Here is a 21,060-nt window from a genome sequence, read left to right as displayed (position 1 = left end):
ATTTTCAAGAAGAAAATATTGGCCCGGTTCCTGCATTGCGTGATGTTGCCAAAACGTTGAGGACACACGACATGCTTACCCGAGCACAACGCGACATCATCAAGGCCACGGTCCCTCTGCTGGAAACCGGCGGCGAGGCGCTCACCACGCATTTCTACAAGATGATGCTCGGTGAATACCCCGAAGTGCGCCCGTTGTTCAACCAGGCGCACCAGGCGAGCGGGGCGCAGCCGCGCGCGCTGGCCAACAGTGTGCTCATGTACGCGCGCAACATCGATCGGCTGGAAGCCCTGGGCCCCCTGGCCGCGCAGATCGTGAACAAGCATGTGGCCCTGCAAGTGCAGCCCGAGCACTATCCGATCGTCGGCGCCTGCCTGCTGCGCGCGATCCGCGAAGTCCTGGGCGAGGCGATCGCCACCGACGCGGTGATCGATGCCTGGGGCGCGGCCTACCAGCAACTGGCCGACCTGCTCATCGGCGCCGAGCGCGCGGTGTACGACGAGCTGGCGGCGGCGCCGGACGGCTGGCGCGCCGCGCGTGCCTTCCGCGTGGCGCGCAAGGCGCCGGAAAGCGCCGAGATCACCTCGTTCTACCTCGAGCCCGTGGACGGCGGCGCGGTGGTGGACTTCCGGCCCGGCCAGTACCTGGGTCTGCGCCTGGTGATCGACGGCAACGAGGTGCGCCGCAACTACTCGCTGTCCGCGGCGCCGAACGGCCGCGGCTACCGCATCAGCGTCAAGCGCGAGCCGGGCGGCGTGGTGTCCAACTACCTGCACGACAGCGTGGCCGAGGGCGATACGCTGGAAGTGTTCCCGCCGGCGGGCAGCTTCACGCTGGCCGAGAGCGCGCGCCCGGCGGTCTTCATCAGCGGCGGGGTGGGCATCACGCCCACGCTGGCCATGGCCGAGGCGGCGCTGCGCCAGGGCGACAGGCCGGTGGTGTTCATCCATTACGCGCGCAATGCGCACGTGCACGCCTTCGGCGGTACGCTGGCCAAGTGGGCGGCGGACTATCCCCAGCTACGCCACTATCTGGTCTACGAGACCCCGGCCGAAGCCGGCAGCGGCAGCCAGCCCGATGCGATCGGCCGCCTGGACGTCGGCCAACTGCGCTCGTGGCTGCCGGGCGCGGGTGTCGACGCCTATTTCCTCGGTCCCAAGCCGTTCATGGCGGCGGTCGATGACGCCCTGCGCGAGATCGGCGTGCCGGACGCGCAGCGCCGTTACGAGTTCTTCGGCCCGGCCGAGGCGCTGCGTGACGCCGCCAACGACGGCGTGGCCAGGGCGCAAGCCGGCTGAGCGCCGCACGGCCGCTTCGCGCGGGGCGGTACGGCCCGCCGCGGCAGGCCGTGACGGACGGCATGCATGGGCCCACCGCGACGACGCGCGCGGCGGGCCCGTGTCCGTTCGATGGAACGCCTACTCCAGGCTGATGTTCCCCTTGCTCACCAGCTCGCCGTATTCCTCGAACTTGGCCTGCGACTGCTTGCGGATCTCTTCGGGCGACCAGTCCAGGGCCTCGAAGGCGAAGCTGTCGTAGCGGGCGCGGATGTCGGGCTCGGCCACGGCCTGGGTCACGGCGGCGTTGATCTTTGCGGCGATCGCTGCGGGCAGGCCCTTGGGTGCCAGCAGCGGGACGAAGGAGTTGACGTACAGGCCCTGCGGGCCGCCGGCCTCGGCCACGGTCGGCACGTCCGGCAGGGTGGGGTGGCGCTGCGGCGCGGCGATCGCGATGTAGCGGATCTTGCCGGTCTGGTAGACCCCCTGGCTCGACGGGATGCTGCCGTAGGCCCAGGCGAGTTCGCCGGTACCGACGTTGGTATAGAGCTGGCCCACCTCGCGGTAGGGGACGTGCTCCATCTGCGTGCCCGTCATGGCCTGCAGTTGCTGGCCGCCGAGGTGGCCGGGGCTGCCCACGCCCCAGGAGCCGTAGCTCATGCGGCCGGGTTCGGCCTGGGCCTGGGCGATCAGGTCGGCCACGTTCTGGACTTTCGTGTCGGCGGGCACGGCGATGAAGAACGGTGTGCGAAAGAGAATGGCCACCGGGTCGAAGTGATCCAGGGTGACGAAATTGCGCGACTTGTACAGGTGGGGCAGGGCGCCGATGTGCTCGCTGTCGGTCTGCAGCAGGGTGTAGCCGTCGGCGGCTGCGCGGCGCGCCGCCTCGATGGCGATGAAGCCGCCGCCGCCGGGCTTGTTGTCGATCAGCACGCGCTGGCCCCAGCCGCGCGCCAGTTTCTCGGATACCAGCCGCAGCACCGCGTCCGGCCCGCTGCCGGCGGCGAACGGCGTGATGATGGTCACTGGCCGATTGGGGTAGTCGGCGGCTGCGTCTGCGGCGAGGGCCGGTACGGCCGCCGAACCCAGCGCAAGGACGGCCGATGCGAGCAGCGCGCGGCGGGAAGCGTCGATCATGGGATGGTGTCTCCTGTCTATCGTGGCGGGCGAACCGGCATAGTCCGGCCCTTATGCTGCCGATTATTTCGGGCTGGGTCGCGTCCGTAAAATGGGCTTTTCTTCTGATCCATATCGATTTGGATATGGTCGTTGCCCAGGCTGCCGCCGCCGGCTCATGGGACGCTTGCCGCCGTCTGACCGTTCCAGCCAAGTTTGCCAAGCAGATCGGCCATTGATCCCGGGTGGGGTCGCCTCCCAGAATCGTCGTGCCAGGCAGGGAACGCCGGGCGGGGCGCCGCGAGCAAGGCTTGCGCCGCGACCGCCTGCGGCATGCAGCCCGAACGGCCAGCGCCGCCGGGCCGCCGCTGCCCGGGGCAGGACACATACAACATCCAGGCAGGAGACTCCATGACCCACACCCGCAACCGGGCGCGCCGCGCCTTGCTCGCATGCGCTACGGCGGCCCTGGCGGCCGCACCCTGGCTTGCACGCGCCGCCGATGCCGCTGCCGGCTTTCCCAGCCAGCCGATCCGCATCATCGTGCCCTATCCGGCGGGCGGCGGCACCGACATGCTCGCCCGCATGGTCGGCAACCAGCTCCAGAAAGCCTGGGGCCAGACCGTCGTCGTCGAGAACATGGCGGGTGCGCTGGGCCAGCTCGGCATGAACGCCGTCGCCCGCGCCAAGCCCGATGGCTACACCATCGTGCTCGGTATTTCGTCCTTCCTGCAGGCGCCTTACTTGTACAAGAACATTCCGTACGACATCTACAAGGATTTCGAGCCGATCACCGTGCTCGCGCGCTCGTCCAACCTGTGGACGGTGCCCGAGAACTCCCCGATCAAGACGTTCGACGACATGCTGGAGCAGGGCAAGTCCGGCAAGGGCCTGAACTACGGCAGCTACGGCGCGGGTACGTCGGCCCACCTGCACATGGAACAGCTCATGCGCGAGACCGGCATGAAGGGCACGCACGTGCCCTACAAGGGCGCGGCACCGCTCGTCAACGATGCGCTGGGCGGCCATCTCGATGTGGGCGTGGTCGACGTGACGACGTCGGCCGTCCACGTCAAGGCCGGCACGCTGCGCGTGCTGGCCGTGGACGGCACCCGGCGCGTGACGACGGCGCCCGATGCGCCGACGCTGGAGGAACTCGGGCACAAGGGTTTGGGCGCGCACGGCTGGTTCGGCTTCCTGGCGCCGGCGGGTACGCCCGAGCCCATCGTGCAGAAGCTGTCGGCCGAGCTGAACCGCATCATCCGTTCGCCGGAAATGAGCGAGGCCTTCGCCAGCCTGAGCCTGCAGCCGGGCGGCACTACACCCCAGGAAACACGGGACATCATGGCGAGCGAAGGCAAGTCGTGGGGCGAGATGATCAAGTCGGTGGGCGTGACGCTCGAGTGAGGGCCTGGGCGTACCCGCCTGGCGGCGGGGAAACGCCCGCTTTCAGGCGGGAGCAACGCATGCCGACCATACGGCCATTGAATCGACCGAGCCGAATTTCGGATTAGACCCGAATCGACGAGCGCGGCCACACTATATCCATGCGCCGCCCTGCACCGGGCGGCGCCATACTTTTAAGAGCATAGGAGACACCATCATGCGCATGCTTTCCCGTTTGCGGCCGTTCATCGCGGCCGCCCTGCTCGGCACCGCCGGCCTTGCCTGGGGCGCCTATCCCGACAAGCCCATCCGCCTCGTCGTGCCGTTCTCGCCCGGCGGCGCCACCGATGTGGTGGCGCGCCTGCTGTCGCAGAAGCTGGGCGAGGCGCTGGGCCAGCCGCTGGTGATCGAGAACCGCCCTGGCGCCAACGGCATCATCGGCACCGACGCGGTGGCGCGCGCCGAGCCCGACGGGTACACGCTGCTGCTCAACACCGCCGGCGCGCAGACCCTGAGCCCCGTGCTCTACAAGACGGAGTACGACGCGCTCAAGAGCTTCGCACCGATCAGCCTGATCGCGAACATCCCCTTCGTGATCGTGGTGCACCCCTCGCGCCCGGTCGAGAACGTGCAGCAGCTCGTCGACCTGGTGAAGAAGGAAGGCGACAGGATGAGCTTCTCGGCGGGCAGCAGCATGATCGCCCTGATCGGAGAGCAGTTCAAGGCGTCGATCGGCTCGCCCGGCACCATCAACGTGCCCTACAAGGGCACCGGCCCGCAGCTCACGGCCGTGGTCGCGGGCGAGGTCGATTTCACGTTCGACCCGTTCAACGGGCTGCCCATGATCCAGGCGGGCCGTGTCCGCCCGCTCGCCGTGCTGTCGAGCAAGCGCACCGCTTCGCTGCCGGATGTGCCGACCATGGAGGAGGCCGGCTTCAACGACATGACCTTCAACTCCTGGGCGGCCCTGTTGGCCCCGGCCGGCACCTCGCCCGAGATCGTCCAGCGCCTGAACCAGGAGCTCATCAAGATCCTGGCCGATGAGGGCGTGCGCAAGCAGCTTGCCGCGATCGACTACGACGTGGTCGCCAGCACCCCCGAGGCGCTGGGCAAGGTGATCGCCGACGACGAGGCGCGCTGGCGCCGGATCGTGCAGGACAGCGGATATCAGGTGACGCAGTAAGCGCAGCGGCGGGGCGGACGGCCGCGAGGCATGTCTCGCCGCCCATGCCGTCTTGCTCCAGCCGAATGCCGGGGCTCCGCGAGCGGGGCGCGCCCGGCATCCGGTGTTTCCAGTAGCAGGTATTCGCGATCCTGCTTGGCGGGAGAGGCTCGGGCGCCCGGAGAATGTCGGTTCAATGTTCGGGTGAATACCGGTCACGCTGAGCGTAGCCCTGCCCGCCGCCTCCTGGGCGAACCGGCACGTGCTCGTCGTCGACGAGGCCATTCCCTGGCCACGGGCCAAAGCGCAAGCCTCCTCGGCTTGCGGCCCGCATTGCGGCCGGCCTCCCGGTGTACCCTACGGCTCCGCCCGCCATGGTGCTGCGCAGCCCGTCGCAACTTGCGACAGGGCGGCCAGGCGCCGCGCGGCCCGGCACGGATTTCGAGGAGCCTCGCCATGGAACTGCGTCACCTGCGCTATTTCGCCGCGCTTGCCGAGGAGTTGCACTTCGGCCGCGCGGCGCGGCGCCTGTCCATCACCCAGCCGCCGTTGAGCGCGTCGATCCGTGCCCTGGAGGAAGAGCTCGGCGTGCGGCTGTTCGAGCGGGACAGCAAGCAGGTGACGTTGACGCCGGCGGGCGCGGCCTTCTACCAGGAGACCTTGCCTGTGCTCAAGCAGGTCGGGTTGGCGAGCGCCGCGGCGCGTGCCATGGCGCAGGGCCATACCGGCTTTCTCCATGTCGGGTTCACGGGCTCGATGGTGTATCGCTCGATGCCGCGCATCGTGACCGCCTTTCTCGCCGAATCCCCCGGCGTGCGGCTGAAGGTCAGCGAACTCTCCTCGTTCGAGCAGGCCGACGCGATACGGCGCGGCCATCTGCACGGGGGATTCTTCAGCCAGCCTTCCGCGCCCGACGGCCTTGCCAGCCTGGCCTTGCCGGACGATCAACTGGTCGCCTGCGTGCCGTCCACGCATCCGCTGGCGTGCGAGACGCAGGTGCTGGTCTCGGCGCTGGCGGACGAACCCTTCGTCATCTTCTCGCGCGAGGCCGCGCCGGCGAGCTACGACAACATCATCTCCGCGTGCACCCAGGCCGGCTTCGAGCCTCGCACCCGCTACACGGCGCGTCTGTGGTTCACCGTCGTGGCCCTGGTCGCCAACGGGCTGGGTGTCGCCCTGGTGCCGGCGTGCATCGCGCAGAGCGGGATCGCCGGGGCGCGCTTCATTCCCTTGGCCGAGACGACGTTGCGCAGCGGCGGTTTCTTCGCATGGAATACCGAGCACGTGACGCCCCCGCTGGAGGCCTTCATCGCCCACGCGGCCGGCGTGCTCGACGCGGCTTGAACACGGGCCGGGGCGTTGGGCTCGCGCAAGGCGAGCCCGCAAGCCTCCTCAGCCCAGCAGCCCCTGCTCCTTCATCGCCTTCTGCACGCCCGCGCGCGCTTTCATGCGCTCGATGAAGGACTTCAGATCATCGCCCAGCGGCAGGCCGACCTTCTCGGCCCAGGTCCCGACCACGAAAAGGTAAGGGTCGGCCGCGCTGAGCTTGTCGCCCGTCAGGAAATCACGGCCCTTCAAGCGCTCGTCGGCATAGGCGAAGCGCTTGGTGAGCACCTCCTTGGCGGCGGCCTTGGCCTCGTCCGAGCCATTGGCGAAGAATGGCTTGAAGTTCTTGTGGATCTCGGTGCCGATGTAAGTGAGCCACTCGTGCACGCGAGCGCGGCCGAGCGTGCCCACCGGCGGGACCAACCCAGCCTCGGGCTTCTGGTCGGCGAGGTACTGCACGATGGCGGGCCCTTCGGTGAGGATCTCGCCATCCACCTCCAGCGCCGGCACGTAGCCTTTGGGATTGATGGTGTAGTAATCCTGGCCGTCGGCGGTCTGATGGGTTTTCAGATCGACACGCGCGGTTTCGTAGGGCAGGCCCAGTTCGGCCAGCACGATGTGCGGCGACAGTGCGCAGGTACCGGGGGCGAAATAGAGCTTCATGGGTTCTCCTTGGTGTGCGCCGGCGTTCGAGGGGCCGGCGAGTACAAATCATACCCAGGCCCGGCCCGAGCGCGCCCAGGCTTGCTCGGCCACCGTGGCGCTATCCATCACGGGAGGGGAGCGGCCCGGCTGATCGCCCGTGCCGCGCGGATGGCCAGCGGCGCCAGCTCGCGACGCGCATCGGCCAGGGTCCATCGTGGCGAAGGCACCGAGATGTTGACCGCCGCCACCGGCTCGCCCGTCTGATCGAACACGGCGGCAGCCACATTCAGATCGGTCTTGAAGAACTCTTCGTCCGCGTAGGCGTAGCCGTCACGCCGCGCCTCCTCGACCAGGGCGCCCAGCACCTTCTTGTCGCGGGTCGTGTTCGGCGTGTGCTGCGCGACTTGCATGGCATCGATGCGGCGCTCGGCCTGTGCCGGCGGCAGCCCGGCCAGCCAGGCGCGGCCCGAGGATGAGGACAGGGCCGGGATGCGCATGCCGATGGGCATGTAGACGGGGATGTGCTTGTGCGAATGCAGACGCATGACGAACACCATGTCGTCGCCGTCCGGAATCGAGAAGTTGACCGTTTCGCCGCACTCCTGATGCAGCCGGTGCAGAACACTGTGCGCCTGGTGAAGCAGGGGCTCGTTGGCAAGATAGGGCAGGCCGAGCTTGAGTGCGGCGGGCCCGGTGCTGTAGCGCCGCGATTGCGGATGCTTGCGCAGGTAGCCGAGGCTGGCCAGCGTGTGCGCGATGCGCTGCGCCGAGCTGGTGGAGATGTCGCAGGCCTGCGACATCTCCTGCAGGTTCATGGTCGGCATCGTTCGGAACGCTTCCAGCACGGACAAGGCTTTTTCGACGGATTGGATGAACAGCCCGGTTGACGGCGACATGGGTCCTCCTGCGTTTTCCGGATTGACACGGCATGGCAATCAGCCAATGATATCGAATAACGGTAGGTAGTTATCGTTATACGATAGATTATCCGGATTCGAATCGAGGAGCAAGCAATGGCGAAGAGCGAAACCCCCTTGGTCATCGATGGGCTGGTCTTCTTCAGCGACGGCAGCACGCGCGACATGCTGGCCGGGGGCGTCAGCGCGATCAACCTGACGATCACCGACATGGGTTCGGACTTCGAGCAGGCGGTGCAGGACATCGCGGCCTGGCGCGCCCGCTGCGCGGACGCGGCTTCCGGCTGGCATCTGGTCGAGCGCGTCGGCGACCTGCGCGAAGCCCAGCGCCGGGGGCGTCTGGGTCTGATCATGGGCTGGCAGAACGCCCGGCCGTTTGGCGACAGGCTGGAGAGGATCGAGCTCTTCGCGCGGCTAGGCATGCGCGTTGTGCAACTCACCTACAACGAGGCCAATCTCGTCGGCGATGGCTGCCTCGAGAAGCGACAGGCCGGACTGACCAACTATGGCGTGGACGTGGTGCGGGAGATGAACCGCTGCGGCATCGCGATCGACGTGAGCCATTGTGCCGAGCCAACCTGCCTGGATGCGTGCCGCGCCTCGAGCCGGCCGGTGCTGTTGACTCACGCCAACGCGAACGGCGTGATCGCCCGGCCGCGCAACAAGAGCGACGCGGTCATCAAGGCCGTCGCCGACACCGGCGGGGTGATCGGATGCAGCATCCACGCCTACCTCGCCTGGCGGGGCGTCGCGGGCCAGCAGCCCCTGCTCGAGGACTTTGCGGCCAACGTCAAGTACATCGGCGATCTGGTGGGCTACGAGCACGTAGGCATCGGCACCGATTTCCCCGCCGTCGACACCTACGAGGCCGTACGCCATGTGATGGTCATGTCGCGCACCAAGTACGCGGCCTCCGGCGGCGACGTCTCGGACGCCTTCGGCGACGTCATGGAGACCCGCTATCCGGTAGAGACGCCGACGCCGCGGGAGTTTCCGCGGTTGATGGAGGCGCTCGAGCGGGCCGGCTTGTCCAGCGGACAGATCGCAGGCGTCGCCGGCGAAAACTTCGCGCGCGCGTTCGGAGAGTGCTGGCTTGCCTGACCGCCCGCGCCTTCTTTCATCCTTTTCAGGAGAGTCCCGTGATCACGAATGCATCTACCTGGCTGTCGACGCTGGCCCTGGTCGCCGCTACCCTCACGAGCGGTATGCCGGCGATCGCTGCGTACCCGGAGCGCGCGATCACCGTGATCGTTCCGTACCAGGCCGGCGGCTCGACCGACACCGTGGCGCGGCGGTTCGCCGACCTCGCGGGCAAGCGTCTCGGCCAGCAGATCATCATCGAGAACAAGGGCGGCGCCGGGGCCACGCTGGGCGCGCGAGAGATGGCGCGCGCCAAGCCGGACGGCTACACGCTGGCGATCATTCCGAGCCCGGTGTTTCGCCTGCCGCACGTGCAGGATGCCGGCTACGACCCCAACCGCGATCTGACCTATATCTCGATGATCAGCGGCTATACGCTGGGTGTGGCAGTTCCGGAGGCAGCGCCCTATGAATCGTGGGAAGCGCTGCTCGAGGCCGCACGCGCCAAGCCCGGTGCGATCTCCTACGGCACCGCCAGCGTGGGCAGTGCGTCGAACGTGATGATGGAACAGATCGCCCGTCACTACGGGATCGAATGGGAGCACATTCCCTACAAGGGAGAGAACGACGTGCTGCAGAACGTGATGGGTGGCCTGCTCGAGGTCTACGCCGGATCCTCGACCGTTCGTCCGTTCGTGGAGGATGGGCGCATGCGCATGCTGGTGACCTGGGGCGAGACACGCAGCCGGATATTTCCTGACACGCCCACGTTGCATGAACTGGAGCCGGACATCGAGCCCATGTATGCGCCGTTCGGCATCGCCGGTCCCAGGGGGCTGCCGCCCGAGATCACCAGCGGCCTGGACGAGGTCTTTCGCGAGATCATCGAATCGGACGAATTCCAGCAAATCCTGGTGCAGTTCGGGCAGGAGCCGGTTTACATGAACAGCGAGGACTACACCGAGTACGCCCGGGCCCAGTATGCGCTCGAGGCGGACATCGTGAAGCAGCTCGGCCTGGCCTCGCACTGAACGCCGGAGCGGCGCCGCGCGTGAGCGCCGGACGCTGCCCGCGAAGGAGACGAATTGACCCTACCGAGCCAGTGCGATGTCGCCATCATCGGCGGCGGTATCGTGGGCGTATGTGCTGCCTATTTCCTCGCTCGGCGCGGCGTGGACGTTGCCGTGTTCGAGAAGGGCCGCGTCGGTGGCGAGCAGTCCTCGCGCAATTGGGGCTGGGTGCGCACGCTGTTGCGCGACCGCAGCGAGATCCCGCTCGCGCTGCGTGCCCGCCCACTGTGGCAAGAGATCCAGCGCGAGGTTGACGTCGGCTACCGGCCCAGCGGCATGGTCTACCTGGCCCGTTCGGAAGCCGAGCTGGCGGCATATCGCCGCTGGATGGGCGAGGCGGCGTTACCGGCCGATGTGCGCGAGGTCTCGCGCGCCGAGGCGGCGAATCTGGTCGGCGCGCCCGAGGGGCCCTGGCTGGGCGGTTTGCATGCCGGCGAGGACGGCGTTGCCGAGCCGGCGCTGGCGGCGCCGGCTGTGGCCGGCCTCGCGGCCCGGCATGGCGCTCGCATTCATGAGCGCTGTGCCGTTCGCGGCCTGGACATGGCGGGTGGGCGGGTGCGCGGGGTGGTGACCGAACACGGCACCGTGCGCGCCGGGCACGTCATTCTGGCGGGCGGGGCGTGGTCGCGGATGTTCTGCCTTAACCACGGTGTCGACTTCCCGCAACTGAAGGTGTTGGGCTCGGTACTGAGCACTTCCGCGTTGGACGCCGGTTTCTCGCTGGCCGTGAACGGGGGGGGCTTCACCTGCCGCAAGCGACGAGACGGAGGCTATAGCGTCGCGCAGTTCAACGCATCGCTGGCCGAGCTGGTACCCGACAGTTTTCGGCTCTTCGGCAGATTCTTCTCCACCTGGCTGCGCAACAACGGGTTGGTCAAGCTGCGCCTGAACCGGCGTTTCTTCACTGAACTGGCCATGCCGACCCGGTTCGCGCTGGACGCGCCCACGCCCTTCGAGCGCCACCGAGTGCTCGATCCGCAGCCCTATCGGCGTGGCATCGAGCAAGCCTACGCACGTCTTTGCGAGGCGTTCCCGATATTCCACCAAGCGCGGATCGCGCAGGTCTGGGCGGGCTATATCGACGTCACGCCGGATGCGATTCCGGTGATCGACGAGGTGGCCGCGCTGCCGGGTCTGATCCTGGCCTCGGGCTTTTCCGGACATGGCTTCGGCATCGGGCCGGCCGTCGGTGAGGCACTCGCAAAGCTCGTTACCGGCGGCGACCTCGGCGATGCGCTGCGGCCGTTCCGGCTGGCGCGCCTGACGTCCTGAAACGTCGCGCTCTTGGCCGCGACGCCCGTCCAGTGGTGTTCCGTCAACCCAGCGCATCCGGGCTTCGGGCCAGCGCCACGCGGCGCATGGCAGCCGCGGCCGGAGAGCCGGGCCCGGCCGGCGTGATGAGGTAGTAGGTCAGCCGCGGCCATGGCACCGGGCCCTGCAGCGCAACCAGTCGTTCGGCGGCGAGGTGCTCGCGATAGTACGCCAGGGGCAGGAAGGCCACGCCGACGCCTGCGAGCACGAGCTCGCTGATGGCGACCAGGCTGTTGCTGGCAACGGTGTGCCGCAGCACCAGGCCTTGCGCCAGCGCCCAGGCGTCGAACATGGCGGTCAGCCCTGAATCCCCGGATTGCGCCAGCACCGGCAGCGTCGCCAGCCGTTCGGCGTCCAGGGGAGCGTCGAGCCCGTGGTCGGGACGCGCCATCAAGGCGAACGCGACTTCTGCCAGCCGCGTCGAGGTATGGGCCGGGCCCGGCAGCGGTATGGGTGCGACCACGAACTCGAGCTCGCCGCTGCGCATGCGCGCGGTGAGCTGGGCGGTGGTGTCCACGATGGGTTCCAGTACCACATCGGGGTGTTCCCTGCGCATGGCGGTCACCCACGGGGCGAGCCACAGGCCGGCGACGAGTTCGGTGACGCCGAAGACCACGCGCCCGTTCGGGCGGTCCGCCCCCGCCATCTGCAGGATGTCCGCGCAGCGGCTGAGGACCTCACCGACGGGCTCGACCAGGGCGCGACCGAGCTCGGTGAGGGCGGGCCGGTACGGCGTGCGATCGAACAGAGGCGCGCCTAGCTGCGCTTCCAGATCCGCCATGCGCTTGGACAGCGTGGACTGCGTGATGTGCAGCCGCTCGGCAGCGGTGGCGAAGCCGCCCAGGCGTGCGGTCCAGTAGAACGCTTCGAGCTGTTTGAGCGAGATCATGCGTATTTTCGATGAAGGTCCATAGGAAATTATCGCTATTTTCGACCATGCCGCCGAGATACAGTGCCGGCCATCGAACCACGATGCAGGAGACGACGATGTCCGACGACGACACGCGGTTGCTGGCGGCATTCGAGGGGCTGCCGACCTCGGCCATCAGCGATTGCATGGATCGCCTGGCAGGCACCTACCGGCTGGCGCCGCGGCATGGCGCGACGCCGATGCTGGGCTACGCCCACACCGTGCGCGTGCGTGCCGGCGACAACCTGCACATCCATGACGCCTTGCAGCGCGTGCGCCCTGGCGACGTTCTGGTCGTCGACGGTGGCGGCTGCGAGGAGCGCGCCCTGGTCGGCGAGATCCTGATGCGCGTGGCCATGTCACGGGGTGCGGCCGGCTTCGTGATCGACGGCGCCGTGCGCGACGTCGCGGCGTTTCGCGCCGCTGCATTTCCCTGCTATGCGCGTGGCGTGACGCATCGCGGCCCCTACAAGCACGGCCCCGGCGGCTCGGCCACGGCGGTCGTGATCGACGGCGTACCGGTAAGTCACGGCGATGTCGTCGTCGGCGACGAGGACGGCGTGGTGTTCGTCCCCCGCGAGCGCGCCGGGCAGGTGGCCGCCGCCGCCCGCGCCAAGCTCGCCGCCGAGGCCGAGATCCTCGCGCAGATCGACGCCGGCACCTACGACGAGACCTGGATCGCGGCCGCGCTCATGCGCGGCTGACCGCGCCCGATCCACCCGCACCCGCACCCGCACCCGCATCGGAGCGCCCCGCGGCTGCCGCCGTCGGTGGCCCGGCGTCCGGTCGGCCTGCAACTGGCGCCACCCCGAGAAACACGTTAGGAGGAGACCCATCATGTTCCATCGCACCATCGCGCAGCGTCTGGCGCTGTGCGCGCTCGCCTGCCTGCCGCTGGCTAGCGCCTCGGCCGCGTCCGACAACTATCCTGAACGGGCGATCAAGCTCGTCGTGCCCTGGCCGCCCGGCGGGGCCACCGACGCGTTGGGGCGCATCATGGCCCAGCACCTCGGACAGCGGCTCGGCCAACCCGTCGTGGTCGACAACCGCGCCGGCGCCGGCGGCAACATCGGTACCACGGCCTTCCTGCGCGAGCCCGCCGACGGCTATGCGCTGCTCATGGCCACCAGCTCGACGAACGCCGCCAACCCGCATCTGTATCGCACGCCGGGTTTCGACGCGCGCCAGGACTTTGCGCCCGTGGCCTTCATCGCCGAGATTCCCAACGTGCTGGAAGTGCCCCAGGCCTCGCCCTACGACAGCCTGCACGCGCTGCTCGAGGACGCGCGCGCGAATCCCGGCAAGCTCAACTACGGATCGGGCGGCATCGGCTCGTCGCAGCACCTGGCCGGTTCGATGCTGCGCCACCGCGCCGGGATCGACATCGTGCACATTCCCTACAAGGGCAGCGGGCCGGCGGTGTCGGACCTGATGGCGGGCCAGGTCGACATGATGCTGGATACCGGTTCGATGGCGCACGTCCAGGCCGGCGCCCTGAAGGCGCTGGCAGTGGCCTCGCGCGAGCGCGTGCCGGCCTTGCCCGACGTGCCGACCTTCGACGAGTTGGGCGTCGAGGGCATGCATGCCTCGGCCTGGTATGGCATCGTCGCGGCGGCCGGCACGCCGGCGTCCGTGATCGAGCGGCTGAACCAGGAGCTGAACGCAGTGCTCCAGGAGCCGCAGGTTCGCGAAGCGCTGGGCAAGATGGGCGCCATCGTCGCCGAGCCGGGCACGCCGGCCGGATTCGGCGCCTTCATGGCGGCGGAAATCGACCGCTACGAGGAGATCGTGCGGGTGTCGGGCGCCACGCTGGATTGAGCGCCCGCCGGGCTGCGTGGCCCGGCCTTGGCCATGGCCGTGACCTGACCACGGGCCAAAGCGCAGGCTCCCGACGCACGCTGTTGCACTCGGCGCTGGCGTTCGCGCACGGACAGGATAGGATGTTCGATCCTTCCATGACGGAGTGTCTGCCATGAGTGCACGCCAACTGCTCGAACAACTTCTGCAGGCCGGCCAGGGCCTGGCCCGGAACGCCACCGACCAGGCCCGCGCCAGCGCGGATCGCGTCTCCCAGCCGGGCGGTCTGCCCCCTTTTCTGAGCGGCGCGCTGGGCGGCGGTGCGCTCGGCATGCTGCTGGGCGGCAAGGGGATGCGCAAGTTCGGCGGCAAGGCGGTCAAGTACGGCGGCATGGCGGCGCTGGGCGCGCTCGCGTTCAAGGCCTACCAGCAGTGGCAGCAGCAACAGGCGGCGGGCGCTGCGGCCACGCCGGCCTCGGCGCCTGCCTTGCCCGCACCGCGCACGCTGGACCGCGTGCCGGCCCCGGAAGCGGAGCAGCACAGCCGGGCCGTGCTTGTCGCGATGATTGCGGCGGCCAAGGCCGACGGGCACATCGGCGACGACGAGCGCCGGCTGCTCGAGGGGGAGTTCGCCAAGCTCGGTGAACCCGGGGATCGCGACTGGCTGCATGCGGAACTGCAGAAACCGCTGGACCCGGCCCAGGTGGCCGCGGTGGCGCAGACCCCGGAGATCGCCGCCGAGATGTACCTGGCCAGCCTGCTCATCGTGGACGAAGAGGGCTACATGGAGCGCGCCTACCTCGACGAGCTGGCGCGCCAGCTCCGGCTCGACGCCGGCTTCAAGGCCAATCTGGAGTCGCAGGTCAAGGCGGTGGCCTGAACGCATCCGCGGCCGCGCCCTCGGCGCAGCCGCAGGATGCAAGCGCGGCGTTCAGAGCGCACGGGCGGCGCTCGGCGGCGCCGCATGGGCGCGCAATCGGCCCATCACCTCGCCGCTGTCCAGCACGTCGCCGAAGAAAAGCATCCAGTTGTTGAGCGCGTGTTCGTGCTCGAACGGCGTCAGCGCCGAGAGGCAGTCGTCGACCATGATGGTGGCGTAGTCCATCATCATCGCGTCGCGCGCGGTGGATTCGCAGCACACGTTGGTGCAGGTGCCGCCGACCAGCACGCTGGTGACGCCCTTGGCGCGCAGCACCTCGTGCAGGTTGGACGAGCCGGGCGCGAGCGCGCTGTAGCAGCGCTTGACCACCCGCGCGTCTTGCGGCTGCACATCCAGGCCCGGATGCAACTGGAAGCCGGCGTGACTGGCAGCCAGCTCGCGCAGGCGGCGCCGGCTGCGCTCGGGGGTGAGCATGACGCCGTGGTGATGCGACCAGAAGTCGTCGGCGCCATCGGCGCAGGTCTGCACCCAGACGACGTGGCCGCCGGCCGCGCGCAGGGCCGCGGCGAGACGGTTCACGGCAGGCAGGGTGGCCCGGGCGGCGGCGCATTCGGCCTGGAAGCCCGGCTGGGTGTAGTAGTTCTGCAGGTCGACGACGACGAAGGCGGTATGGCGCGCGTCCAGCTCCGGGTAGGGATGCAGGCGGCCCTGGCGGGCGATGACGCGCTCGACGACCCAATCGGGAAACTGCATGGTGAGGCTCCTGGTGGCCCCGCGCCCGGCCGGGCGCGGGACGATGCTGCAATCTGCGGGGATCAACCGTAGCGCTTGGCCATGGATCTCTCGAGCCAGGCGATGGCCAGGTACATGAGCCCGGAGAGCAGGCCCAGCACGACGATGGCGGTCATGACGATGTTGAGTTTGAAGACCTGGCTGCCGTTGATGATGAGAAAGCCCAGCCCCTCGCTGGCCGACTGGAATTCGCCCACGATGACGCCCACCAGGGCCAGGCCGATGTTCATCTTGAGCGCGGCGAGCAGGGTGGGGACGCTGCCCGGCAGCACGACCAGGCGCAGCACCTGCCAGCGCGAGGCGCCCAGCGTGCGCGCGAGCTTGATCTTGTTGGGGTCGATACCGCGAAAGCCTTCGTAGGCCACCATGATGGTGATGAAGATCGAGATCGCCACCGCCATGCCGTAGACCGAGTATTCGGAACCCAGCCAGATGTAGAAGATCGGCACGAAGGCGATCTTGGGCATGGCGTTGGCCACCACCAGGAAGGGGTCGAGCACCTTGTGCGCGAAATCGGACCACCACAGCCCGGCCGCGATCGCCACGCCCGCCACCATGCTGACGACGAAGCCGACCAGCGTGGCCTCGAAGGTGGCCCAGGTGTGCGTGGCGAGGTTGCCGTTGCGCGCCAGATCGAGGAAGGTGGGCCAGATCGCGCTCGGATAGCTGGTGAGCATGGGATTGACCACCTGGGTCTTGGCGAGCACCTCCCAGAGCACCAGGAAGGCGAGCAGCAGGCCTGCGCGCGAAACCTGTACCAGGGTCTGACGGCGGCTTTCGCGCCTGAGATAGGCGAGGTAGGCGGCGCTGGGGGCAGGCTGGCCCGCCGGCGCCGCCGGGCTGGCCGTGGACGTGGCCTGCGGATGGGAGGAGGTGATGGCCATGGTGCGATCTCCGGTCAGCCCTCGACGTGGACGTCGAGTTCGTCCCACAGGGTGCTGAAATAGGCGTTGAACTCGGGCAGCGAGCGCGCCTCGAACGGCGTGGGACGGCCCGCCGCGTGGCTGGGAAAGCGCATCGGGTGCTGCGACTTGATGCGCCCGGGGCGGCGCGAGAGCACGATCACGCGGTCGGTCATGGCGATCGCCTCGCCGATGTCGTGGGTGACGAGGATCACCGACTTGCCTTCGCTGCGCAGCACGTCGACCACTTCGTCGGCGATGGCGAGCCGGGTTTGCGAGTCGAGCGCCGAGAACGGCTCGTCGAGCAGGACGACGTCGGGTTCCGTCACCAGGGTGCGCGCGAGCGCCACGCGCTGGCGCATGCCGCCCGACAGCGAGCGCGGATAATGGTCCAGGAACGCGCCCATGCCGCATTTCTCGAGCAGGTGCACGGCGCGCTCGCGCGCGCGCTTCAGGTCGCGCTTCTGGATCTGCGCGCCGAGCAGCGCGTTGTCGAGGATCGTGCGCCACTCGTAGAGGTAGTCCTGCTGCAGCATGTAGCCGATGCGGTGCGAAGGCGCGGTGACCGGCTTGCCGTCCACCCGCACGTTGCCGCCCGAGGGTTCGAGGATGCCGGCGATGATCGAGAGCAGCGTGCTCTTGCCGCAGCCGGACTGGCCGATGATGCTGACGAACTCGCCGGCGGCGACCGACAGCGAGATGCCGCCCAGGGCCAGCGTCTCGCCCTGGGGCGTGAAGTAGCGCAGCGAGACGTTGTCGATCTCGATGCGCGCGGGTGAGAGAGCGGGGGCGCCGGTCGTCTGTGGCGCGAGAACGGTGCTCATGGAGCCTCCATCGGGCAAAACCGCGCTTCGCTCGGCGCGCGGCGCGGCAGGGGCCGTCCGGCCCCGGGGTCGATCAGGGCTTGGCCGCGTTGGCGAAATCGGCGATCACGACCTGTTCGTAGGCCACCCGCTTGGCGGGTTCGAGTACGCCGCTGGTGATCAGCATGTCCTGCAGTTGCTCGATCGCCTGGGCTTCGATGAGCGGGCTCTGCTTCCACAGCCCATAGCCGCGGTAGCGTTCGATGGCGGCGGCGAGCTCGGGCTGGCCGACCGCGGGGAAGAACTCGCTCACCTGCTGGGCCAGTTCCGCCGGCGTGGCCTTCTGCACGTGTTCCTGCGCGCGCACGATGGCGTTGGTCCATTTCTGCGCGACGTCGGGGTTCTTCGTGAGGAAGGCGTCGGTCGCGGTGAAGACCGTGAAGTCCACCGGGCCGACTTCCTGGCCGATCGAGGCGACCACCCGCCCGTTGCCGGCTTTCTCCAGCGTGCCGGCCTCGGGTTCGAGGAAGATGGCGTAGTCGGCCTGGCCCGCCATCCAGGCGCCGGCGCGCGCCGCCGGCCCGATGTTGCTGACCAGGGTGAGGTCGGCCTTGGGGTCCAGCCCGTGCTTGCGCAGCGCGGCCTCGAGAAAGACGTCGGGGTTGGAGCCCGGCCGGAACGACATCACGCGCTTGCCCTTGAGGGCGGACCAGTCGAAGGTGTCGACCGGCTGGCGCGACATCAGCAGAAAGCCGTCGGTGGCGGTCAGCCCGGCGAACATCTTGGGCTTGACCGGCGATTCGCTGTTGGCCACGTAGATCGAGGCTTCGGGGCCGATCAGCACGATGTCGGCGCTGTTCGAGAGCAGCGCGGCCATGCCCTTGTCGGTGCCCTGGGAGGTCTTCATGCCGACGTCCAGCCCTGCCTCCTTGAAGTAGCCCTGATTCAGGGCGACGTACATCGGCACGTACAGCACCGAGCGCACGACTTCCTCATAGCGCACCTTGGTGGGCTCGGCGGCCTGGGCGGCCGGGGCGAGGGCGAGGGACGCGCAACAGAGCAGCGACGCGCAGAGCGCGGGCCAACGGGCGGACAAGCCAGGCATGGAAGACTCCTCGAGTTTTACAACTTTTGTCGTATACAGTATTCCGATGTATGCGGAGTGTTATGCGAGAAATGTGCCAATTTGCTCCCGCGCTGTCCGGTCCAGGCGATCGAAGGACCGACACCACTCTGTACCGGCCGTCAGTGGGAGAATGGGGCAAAGTCTGCACCGATGCAGTGCCTGCGTCAATCCGCAATGCACACCGAGCGTGCACTGTGGCGTCCGGATCTGCCCTCTCTCAAACGACGAAAATATCGCAATTTGGTATACCAAATGCAGTGGATGCCGTCAGGCAGGGGGGCTGGCGGAGAGAAAAAGCGCCCGGCCAGCCGCCTGCATCCCGGGCAAAACCCCCGGTCTGCGGGATTCCCCGTTGTCGTCCTTCATGACAAGACGCTTACAATGGGCGCCCCACATCGTCACGACAGCGGGGCGACTGCTCCGGGCCATGCTTGGCCCGCCGCGCCGCCCGGTGCGGGCCTCTTCGGCGCCGCGACCCCGCGCACAACACGGAGAGCTTTCGTTCATGAATGCTGCAGTCAGCGCAGAGACCTCGATTCCGCTCAATGCGCCGGATTGGGTCAAGCACTCGGGCATCAAGGCCTGGGTGGCCGAAATCGCCGCCCTGGCCCAGCCCGAGCGCATCGAATGGTGCGACGGTAGCCAGGCAGAATACGACCGCCTGTGCGACATGATGGTGAAGGCCGGCACGCTGCGCCGCCTGAGCCCGGAGAAGCGCCCGCACTCCTACCTCGCCTGGTCCGACCCCTCGGATGTCGCGCGCGTCGAAGACCGCACCTTCATCTGCAGCGAGTCCGCCGAGGACGCCGGCCCGACCAACAACTGGATGGCGCCCGCCGAGATGCGGCGCACGCTGCAAGGCCTGTTCGCCGGCTGCATGCGCGGACGCACGCTCTACGTGGTGCCGTTCTCGATGGGCCCGCTCGGCTCGCCCATCGCGCACATCGGCGTGGAGCTCACCGACTCTCCCTACGTGGTCACCAACATGCGGATCATGACCCGCATGGGCCGCAAGGTGTACGACGTGCTGGGCGCCGACGGCGCCTTCGTGCCCTGCGTGCATTCCGTGGGCAAGCCGCTCGCGCCCGGCGAGGCCGACGTGGCCTGGCCCTGCAACGACACCAAGTACATCGTGCACTACCCCGAGACGCGCGAGATCTGGTCGTTCGGTTCGGGCTACGGCGGCAACGCGCTGCTCGGCAAGAAGTGCCTGGCGCTGCGCATCGCCTCCAGCATGGGCCACGACGAAGGCTGGCTCGCCGAGCACATGCTCATCCTGGGCGTCACCTCGCCCGAGGGCGAGAAGAAGCACGTCGCCGCCGCCTTCCCCTCGGCCTGCGGCAAGACCAACTTCGCCATGCTGATCCCGCCGGCCTCGCTGCCGGGCTGGAAGATCACCACCGTGGGCGACGACATCGCCTGGATCAAGCCGGGCAAGGATGGCCGCCTCTACGCGATCAACCCGGAAGCCGGCTACTTCGGCGTCGCCCCGGGCACCAGCGAAAAGACCAACTACAACTGCATGGCCTCGCTGCGCGAGAACGTGATCTTCACCAACGTTGCGCTCACCGACGACGGCGACGTGTGGTGGGAAGGCATGGGCCCCGCGCCGGCGCACTGCCTGGATTGGCAAGGCAAGGACTGGACCCCGGACAGCGGTCGCAAGGCGGCGCACCCGAATGCGCGCTTCACCGTCGCGGCCGTGCAGAACCCGGCCATCGACGATGCCTGGGACGATCCCGCCGGCGTGCCCATCGACGCCTTCATCTTCGGCGGGCGCCGTTCCAACACCGTGCCGCTCGTCACCGAGGCCCGCGACTGGGTCGAGGGCGTCTACATGGCCGCCACCATGGGCTCGGAGACCACCGCCGCGGCCGTCGGCGCCCAGGGCGTGGTGCGCCGCGACCCCTTCGCCATGCTGCCCTTCTGCGGCTACAACATGAGCGACTACTTCGCGCACTGGCTCGAGCTGGGCGCGCGCCTGCAGTCGCTGGGCGCCAGGCTGCCGCGCATCTATTGCGTGAACTGGTTCCAGGTCGACGAGAACGGCAAGTTCGTCTGGCCGGGCTTCGGCGAGAACATGCGTGTGCTGAAGTGGATGTTCGAGCGCCTGGACGGCAAGGCCGACGGCGTCGAGCACGCCTTCGGCATCACGCCGGGCTACGAGGACCTGGCCTGGAACGGCCTGGACTTTCCGCAGCCGCTGTTCGAGCGCATCACGCGCGTCGAAGCGGCGCTGTGGGCGCAGGAGCTTGCACTGCACGACGAACTGTTCGAGAAGCTGCACGAGCGGCTTCCGGTCGAGCTGCGCGAGGTGCGCGAGCGCCTGGCCCAGCGTCTGGCCGCCTGAGGCGGCGCGGGCGAGGGGCATGCCTCGCCCTGCCGTGCGGACGTTGCCCGCCAGGCACGTCGCGCCGAAGCCCCGAAGCGCCCTGCGGCCTCGCCGCGGGCTTTAATGAGAGGGGCAGCCCGATCCCCACGAAGCGGTACGCTGAGTGGGGATTTGTGTTCACGCTGCTGGGCCACCCACCCGTCCTGTTTTTGGCACAGATCGTGCATC

At 68.5% G+C, this 21,060-nt stretch carries 20 protein-coding genes; 12 read left to right on the top strand and 8 right to left on the bottom strand.

Going from position 1 to position 21,060, the window contains the following annotated elements:
• Positions 1 to 71 precede the first annotated feature (71 nt).
• Entirely contained in the window at positions 72 to 1,298 is a 1,227-nt protein-coding gene (gene hmpA / locus FOZ76_RS26940) for an NO-inducible flavohemoprotein (protein WP_143951384.1), read from the top strand.
• Positions 1,299 to 1,418: 120 nt separating this feature from the next.
• Here the strand turns inward: hmpA and FOZ76_RS26935 are convergent, their stop codons facing one another.
• Positions 1,419 to 2,414: a Bug family tripartite tricarboxylate transporter substrate binding protein gene (locus FOZ76_RS26935; RefSeq protein ID WP_211366560.1), complete on the bottom strand. Its 996-nt coding sequence runs from the start codon at positions 2,412 to 2,414 to the stop codon at positions 1,419 to 1,421.
• A 53-nt stretch (positions 2,415 to 2,467) separates the two neighbouring features.
• Between FOZ76_RS26935 and FOZ76_RS27660 the strand changes: the two genes are divergently transcribed.
• From FOZ76_RS27660 to FOZ76_RS26920, 4 genes are all read left to right on the top strand, one after another.
• Positions 2,468 to 2,632 (top strand): hypothetical protein, encoded by a 165-nt coding sequence (locus FOZ76_RS27660; RefSeq protein ID WP_170235652.1) that lies wholly within the window; start codon positions 2,468 to 2,470, stop codon positions 2,630 to 2,632.
• Positions 2,633 to 2,804: 172 nt separating this feature from the next.
• A complete protein-coding gene (locus FOZ76_RS26930) occupies positions 2,805 to 3,800 on the top strand; it encodes a Bug family tripartite tricarboxylate transporter substrate binding protein (RefSeq protein WP_170235651.1) in 996 nt (331 codons plus the stop codon).
• 196 nt (positions 3,801 to 3,996) lie between these two features.
• Positions 3,997 to 4,962 (top strand): Bug family tripartite tricarboxylate transporter substrate binding protein, encoded by a 966-nt coding sequence (locus FOZ76_RS26925; protein ID WP_143951382.1) that lies wholly within the window; start codon positions 3,997 to 3,999, stop codon positions 4,960 to 4,962.
• A gap of 435 nt (positions 4,963 to 5,397) precedes the next feature.
• The gene (locus FOZ76_RS26920) at positions 5,398 to 6,285 is read left to right on the top strand and encodes a LysR family transcriptional regulator (protein WP_143951381.1); all 888 of its coding nucleotides are present in this window, start codon (positions 5,398 to 5,400) and stop codon (positions 6,283 to 6,285) included.
• 48 nt (positions 6,286 to 6,333) lie between these two features.
• Here the strand turns inward: FOZ76_RS26920 and gstA are convergent, their stop codons facing one another.
• Entirely contained in the window at positions 6,334 to 6,930 is a 597-nt protein-coding gene (gene gstA / locus FOZ76_RS26915; protein WP_143951380.1) for a glutathione transferase GstA, read from the bottom strand.
• 107 nt (positions 6,931 to 7,037) lie between these two features.
• On the bottom strand, positions 7,038 to 7,808 hold the full coding sequence (locus FOZ76_RS26910; RefSeq protein ID WP_143951379.1) for an IclR family transcriptional regulator: 771 nt from the start codon (positions 7,806 to 7,808) through the stop codon (positions 7,038 to 7,040).
• A gap of 117 nt (positions 7,809 to 7,925) precedes the next feature.
• On the opposite strand from FOZ76_RS26910, the gene FOZ76_RS26905 reads away from it, so the two are divergent.
• Genes FOZ76_RS26905 through FOZ76_RS26895 form a run of 3 tightly spaced genes read left to right on the top strand, consistent with a single transcriptional unit; the run spans position 7,926 to position 11,251 of the window.
• A complete protein-coding gene (locus tag FOZ76_RS26905; protein WP_143951378.1) occupies positions 7,926 to 8,930 on the top strand; it encodes a membrane dipeptidase in 1,005 nt (334 codons plus the stop codon).
• Between the two features lie 38 nt (positions 8,931 to 8,968).
• A complete protein-coding gene (locus tag FOZ76_RS26900; RefSeq protein WP_246129795.1) occupies positions 8,969 to 9,940 on the top strand; it encodes a Bug family tripartite tricarboxylate transporter substrate binding protein in 972 nt (323 codons plus the stop codon).
• Positions 9,941 to 9,994: 54 nt separating this feature from the next.
• Positions 9,995 to 11,251 (top strand): NAD(P)/FAD-dependent oxidoreductase, encoded by a 1,257-nt coding sequence (locus FOZ76_RS26895; protein ID WP_143951377.1) that lies wholly within the window; start codon positions 9,995 to 9,997, stop codon positions 11,249 to 11,251.
• A gap of 43 nt (positions 11,252 to 11,294) precedes the next feature.
• Here the strand turns inward: FOZ76_RS26895 and FOZ76_RS26890 are convergent, their stop codons facing one another.
• Positions 11,295 to 12,179 carry a LysR family transcriptional regulator gene (locus tag FOZ76_RS26890; RefSeq protein WP_170235650.1) on the bottom strand — a complete coding sequence of 295 codons (885 nt, stop codon included), beginning with the start codon at positions 12,177 to 12,179 and terminating at the stop codon, positions 11,295 to 11,297.
• A gap of 98 nt (positions 12,180 to 12,277) precedes the next feature.
• Between FOZ76_RS26890 and FOZ76_RS26885 the strand changes: the two genes are divergently transcribed.
• The 3 genes from FOZ76_RS26885 to FOZ76_RS26875 all read left to right on the top strand — a co-directional run bounded on the left by FOZ76_RS26885 (position 12,278) and on the right by FOZ76_RS26875 (position 14,877).
• The gene (locus FOZ76_RS26885; RefSeq protein ID WP_211366558.1) at positions 12,278 to 12,904 is read left to right on the top strand and encodes an RraA family protein; all 627 of its coding nucleotides are present in this window, start codon (positions 12,278 to 12,280) and stop codon (positions 12,902 to 12,904) included.
• Between the two features lie 133 nt (positions 12,905 to 13,037).
• Positions 13,038 to 14,018 (top strand): Bug family tripartite tricarboxylate transporter substrate binding protein, encoded by a 981-nt coding sequence (locus tag FOZ76_RS26880; RefSeq protein WP_143951374.1) that lies wholly within the window; start codon positions 13,038 to 13,040, stop codon positions 14,016 to 14,018.
• A gap of 154 nt (positions 14,019 to 14,172) precedes the next feature.
• Positions 14,173 to 14,877, top strand: coding sequence for a tellurite resistance TerB family protein (locus FOZ76_RS26875; protein ID WP_143951373.1), 705 nt, complete (start codon positions 14,173 to 14,175; stop codon positions 14,875 to 14,877).
• Positions 14,878 to 14,928: 51 nt separating this feature from the next.
• Here FOZ76_RS26875 and FOZ76_RS26870 read toward each other — a convergent pair whose 3' ends face one another.
• The 4 genes from FOZ76_RS26870 to FOZ76_RS26855 all read right to left on the bottom strand — a co-directional run bounded on the left by FOZ76_RS26870 (position 14,929) and on the right by FOZ76_RS26855 (position 18,479).
• Complete coding sequence (locus FOZ76_RS26870) at positions 14,929 to 15,630, bottom strand: cysteine hydrolase family protein (RefSeq protein WP_143951372.1); 702 nt, start codon at positions 15,628 to 15,630, stop codon at positions 14,929 to 14,931.
• Positions 15,631 to 15,692: 62 nt separating this feature from the next.
• Positions 15,693 to 16,553, bottom strand: coding sequence for an ABC transporter permease (locus FOZ76_RS26865; RefSeq protein ID WP_143951371.1), 861 nt, complete (start codon positions 16,551 to 16,553; stop codon positions 15,693 to 15,695).
• Positions 16,554 to 16,567: 14 nt separating this feature from the next.
• Entirely contained in the window at positions 16,568 to 17,395 is an 828-nt protein-coding gene (locus FOZ76_RS26860; protein WP_143951370.1) for an ABC transporter ATP-binding protein, read from the bottom strand.
• Positions 17,396 to 17,468: 73 nt separating this feature from the next.
• Positions 17,469 to 18,479, bottom strand: coding sequence for an ABC transporter substrate-binding protein (locus FOZ76_RS26855; RefSeq protein ID WP_143951369.1), 1,011 nt, complete (start codon positions 18,477 to 18,479; stop codon positions 17,469 to 17,471).
• A 526-nt stretch (positions 18,480 to 19,005) separates the two neighbouring features.
• On the opposite strand from FOZ76_RS26855, the gene FOZ76_RS26850 reads away from it, so the two are divergent.
• Positions 19,006 to 20,850, top strand: a complete 1,845-nt coding sequence (locus FOZ76_RS26850) for a phosphoenolpyruvate carboxykinase (GTP) (RefSeq protein WP_143951368.1) — start codon at positions 19,006 to 19,008, stop codon at positions 20,848 to 20,850.
• Positions 20,851 to 21,060 lie beyond the last annotated feature (210 nt).

The sequence above is a fragment of the Verticiella sediminum genome, assembly GCF_007558815.1.
Lineage (GTDB): Bacteria > Pseudomonadota > Gammaproteobacteria > Burkholderiales > Burkholderiaceae_B > Verticiella > Verticiella sediminum.
Note: the sequence above shows the minus strand (reverse complement) of the source record. Positions and strands in the feature narration are given on the sequence as shown.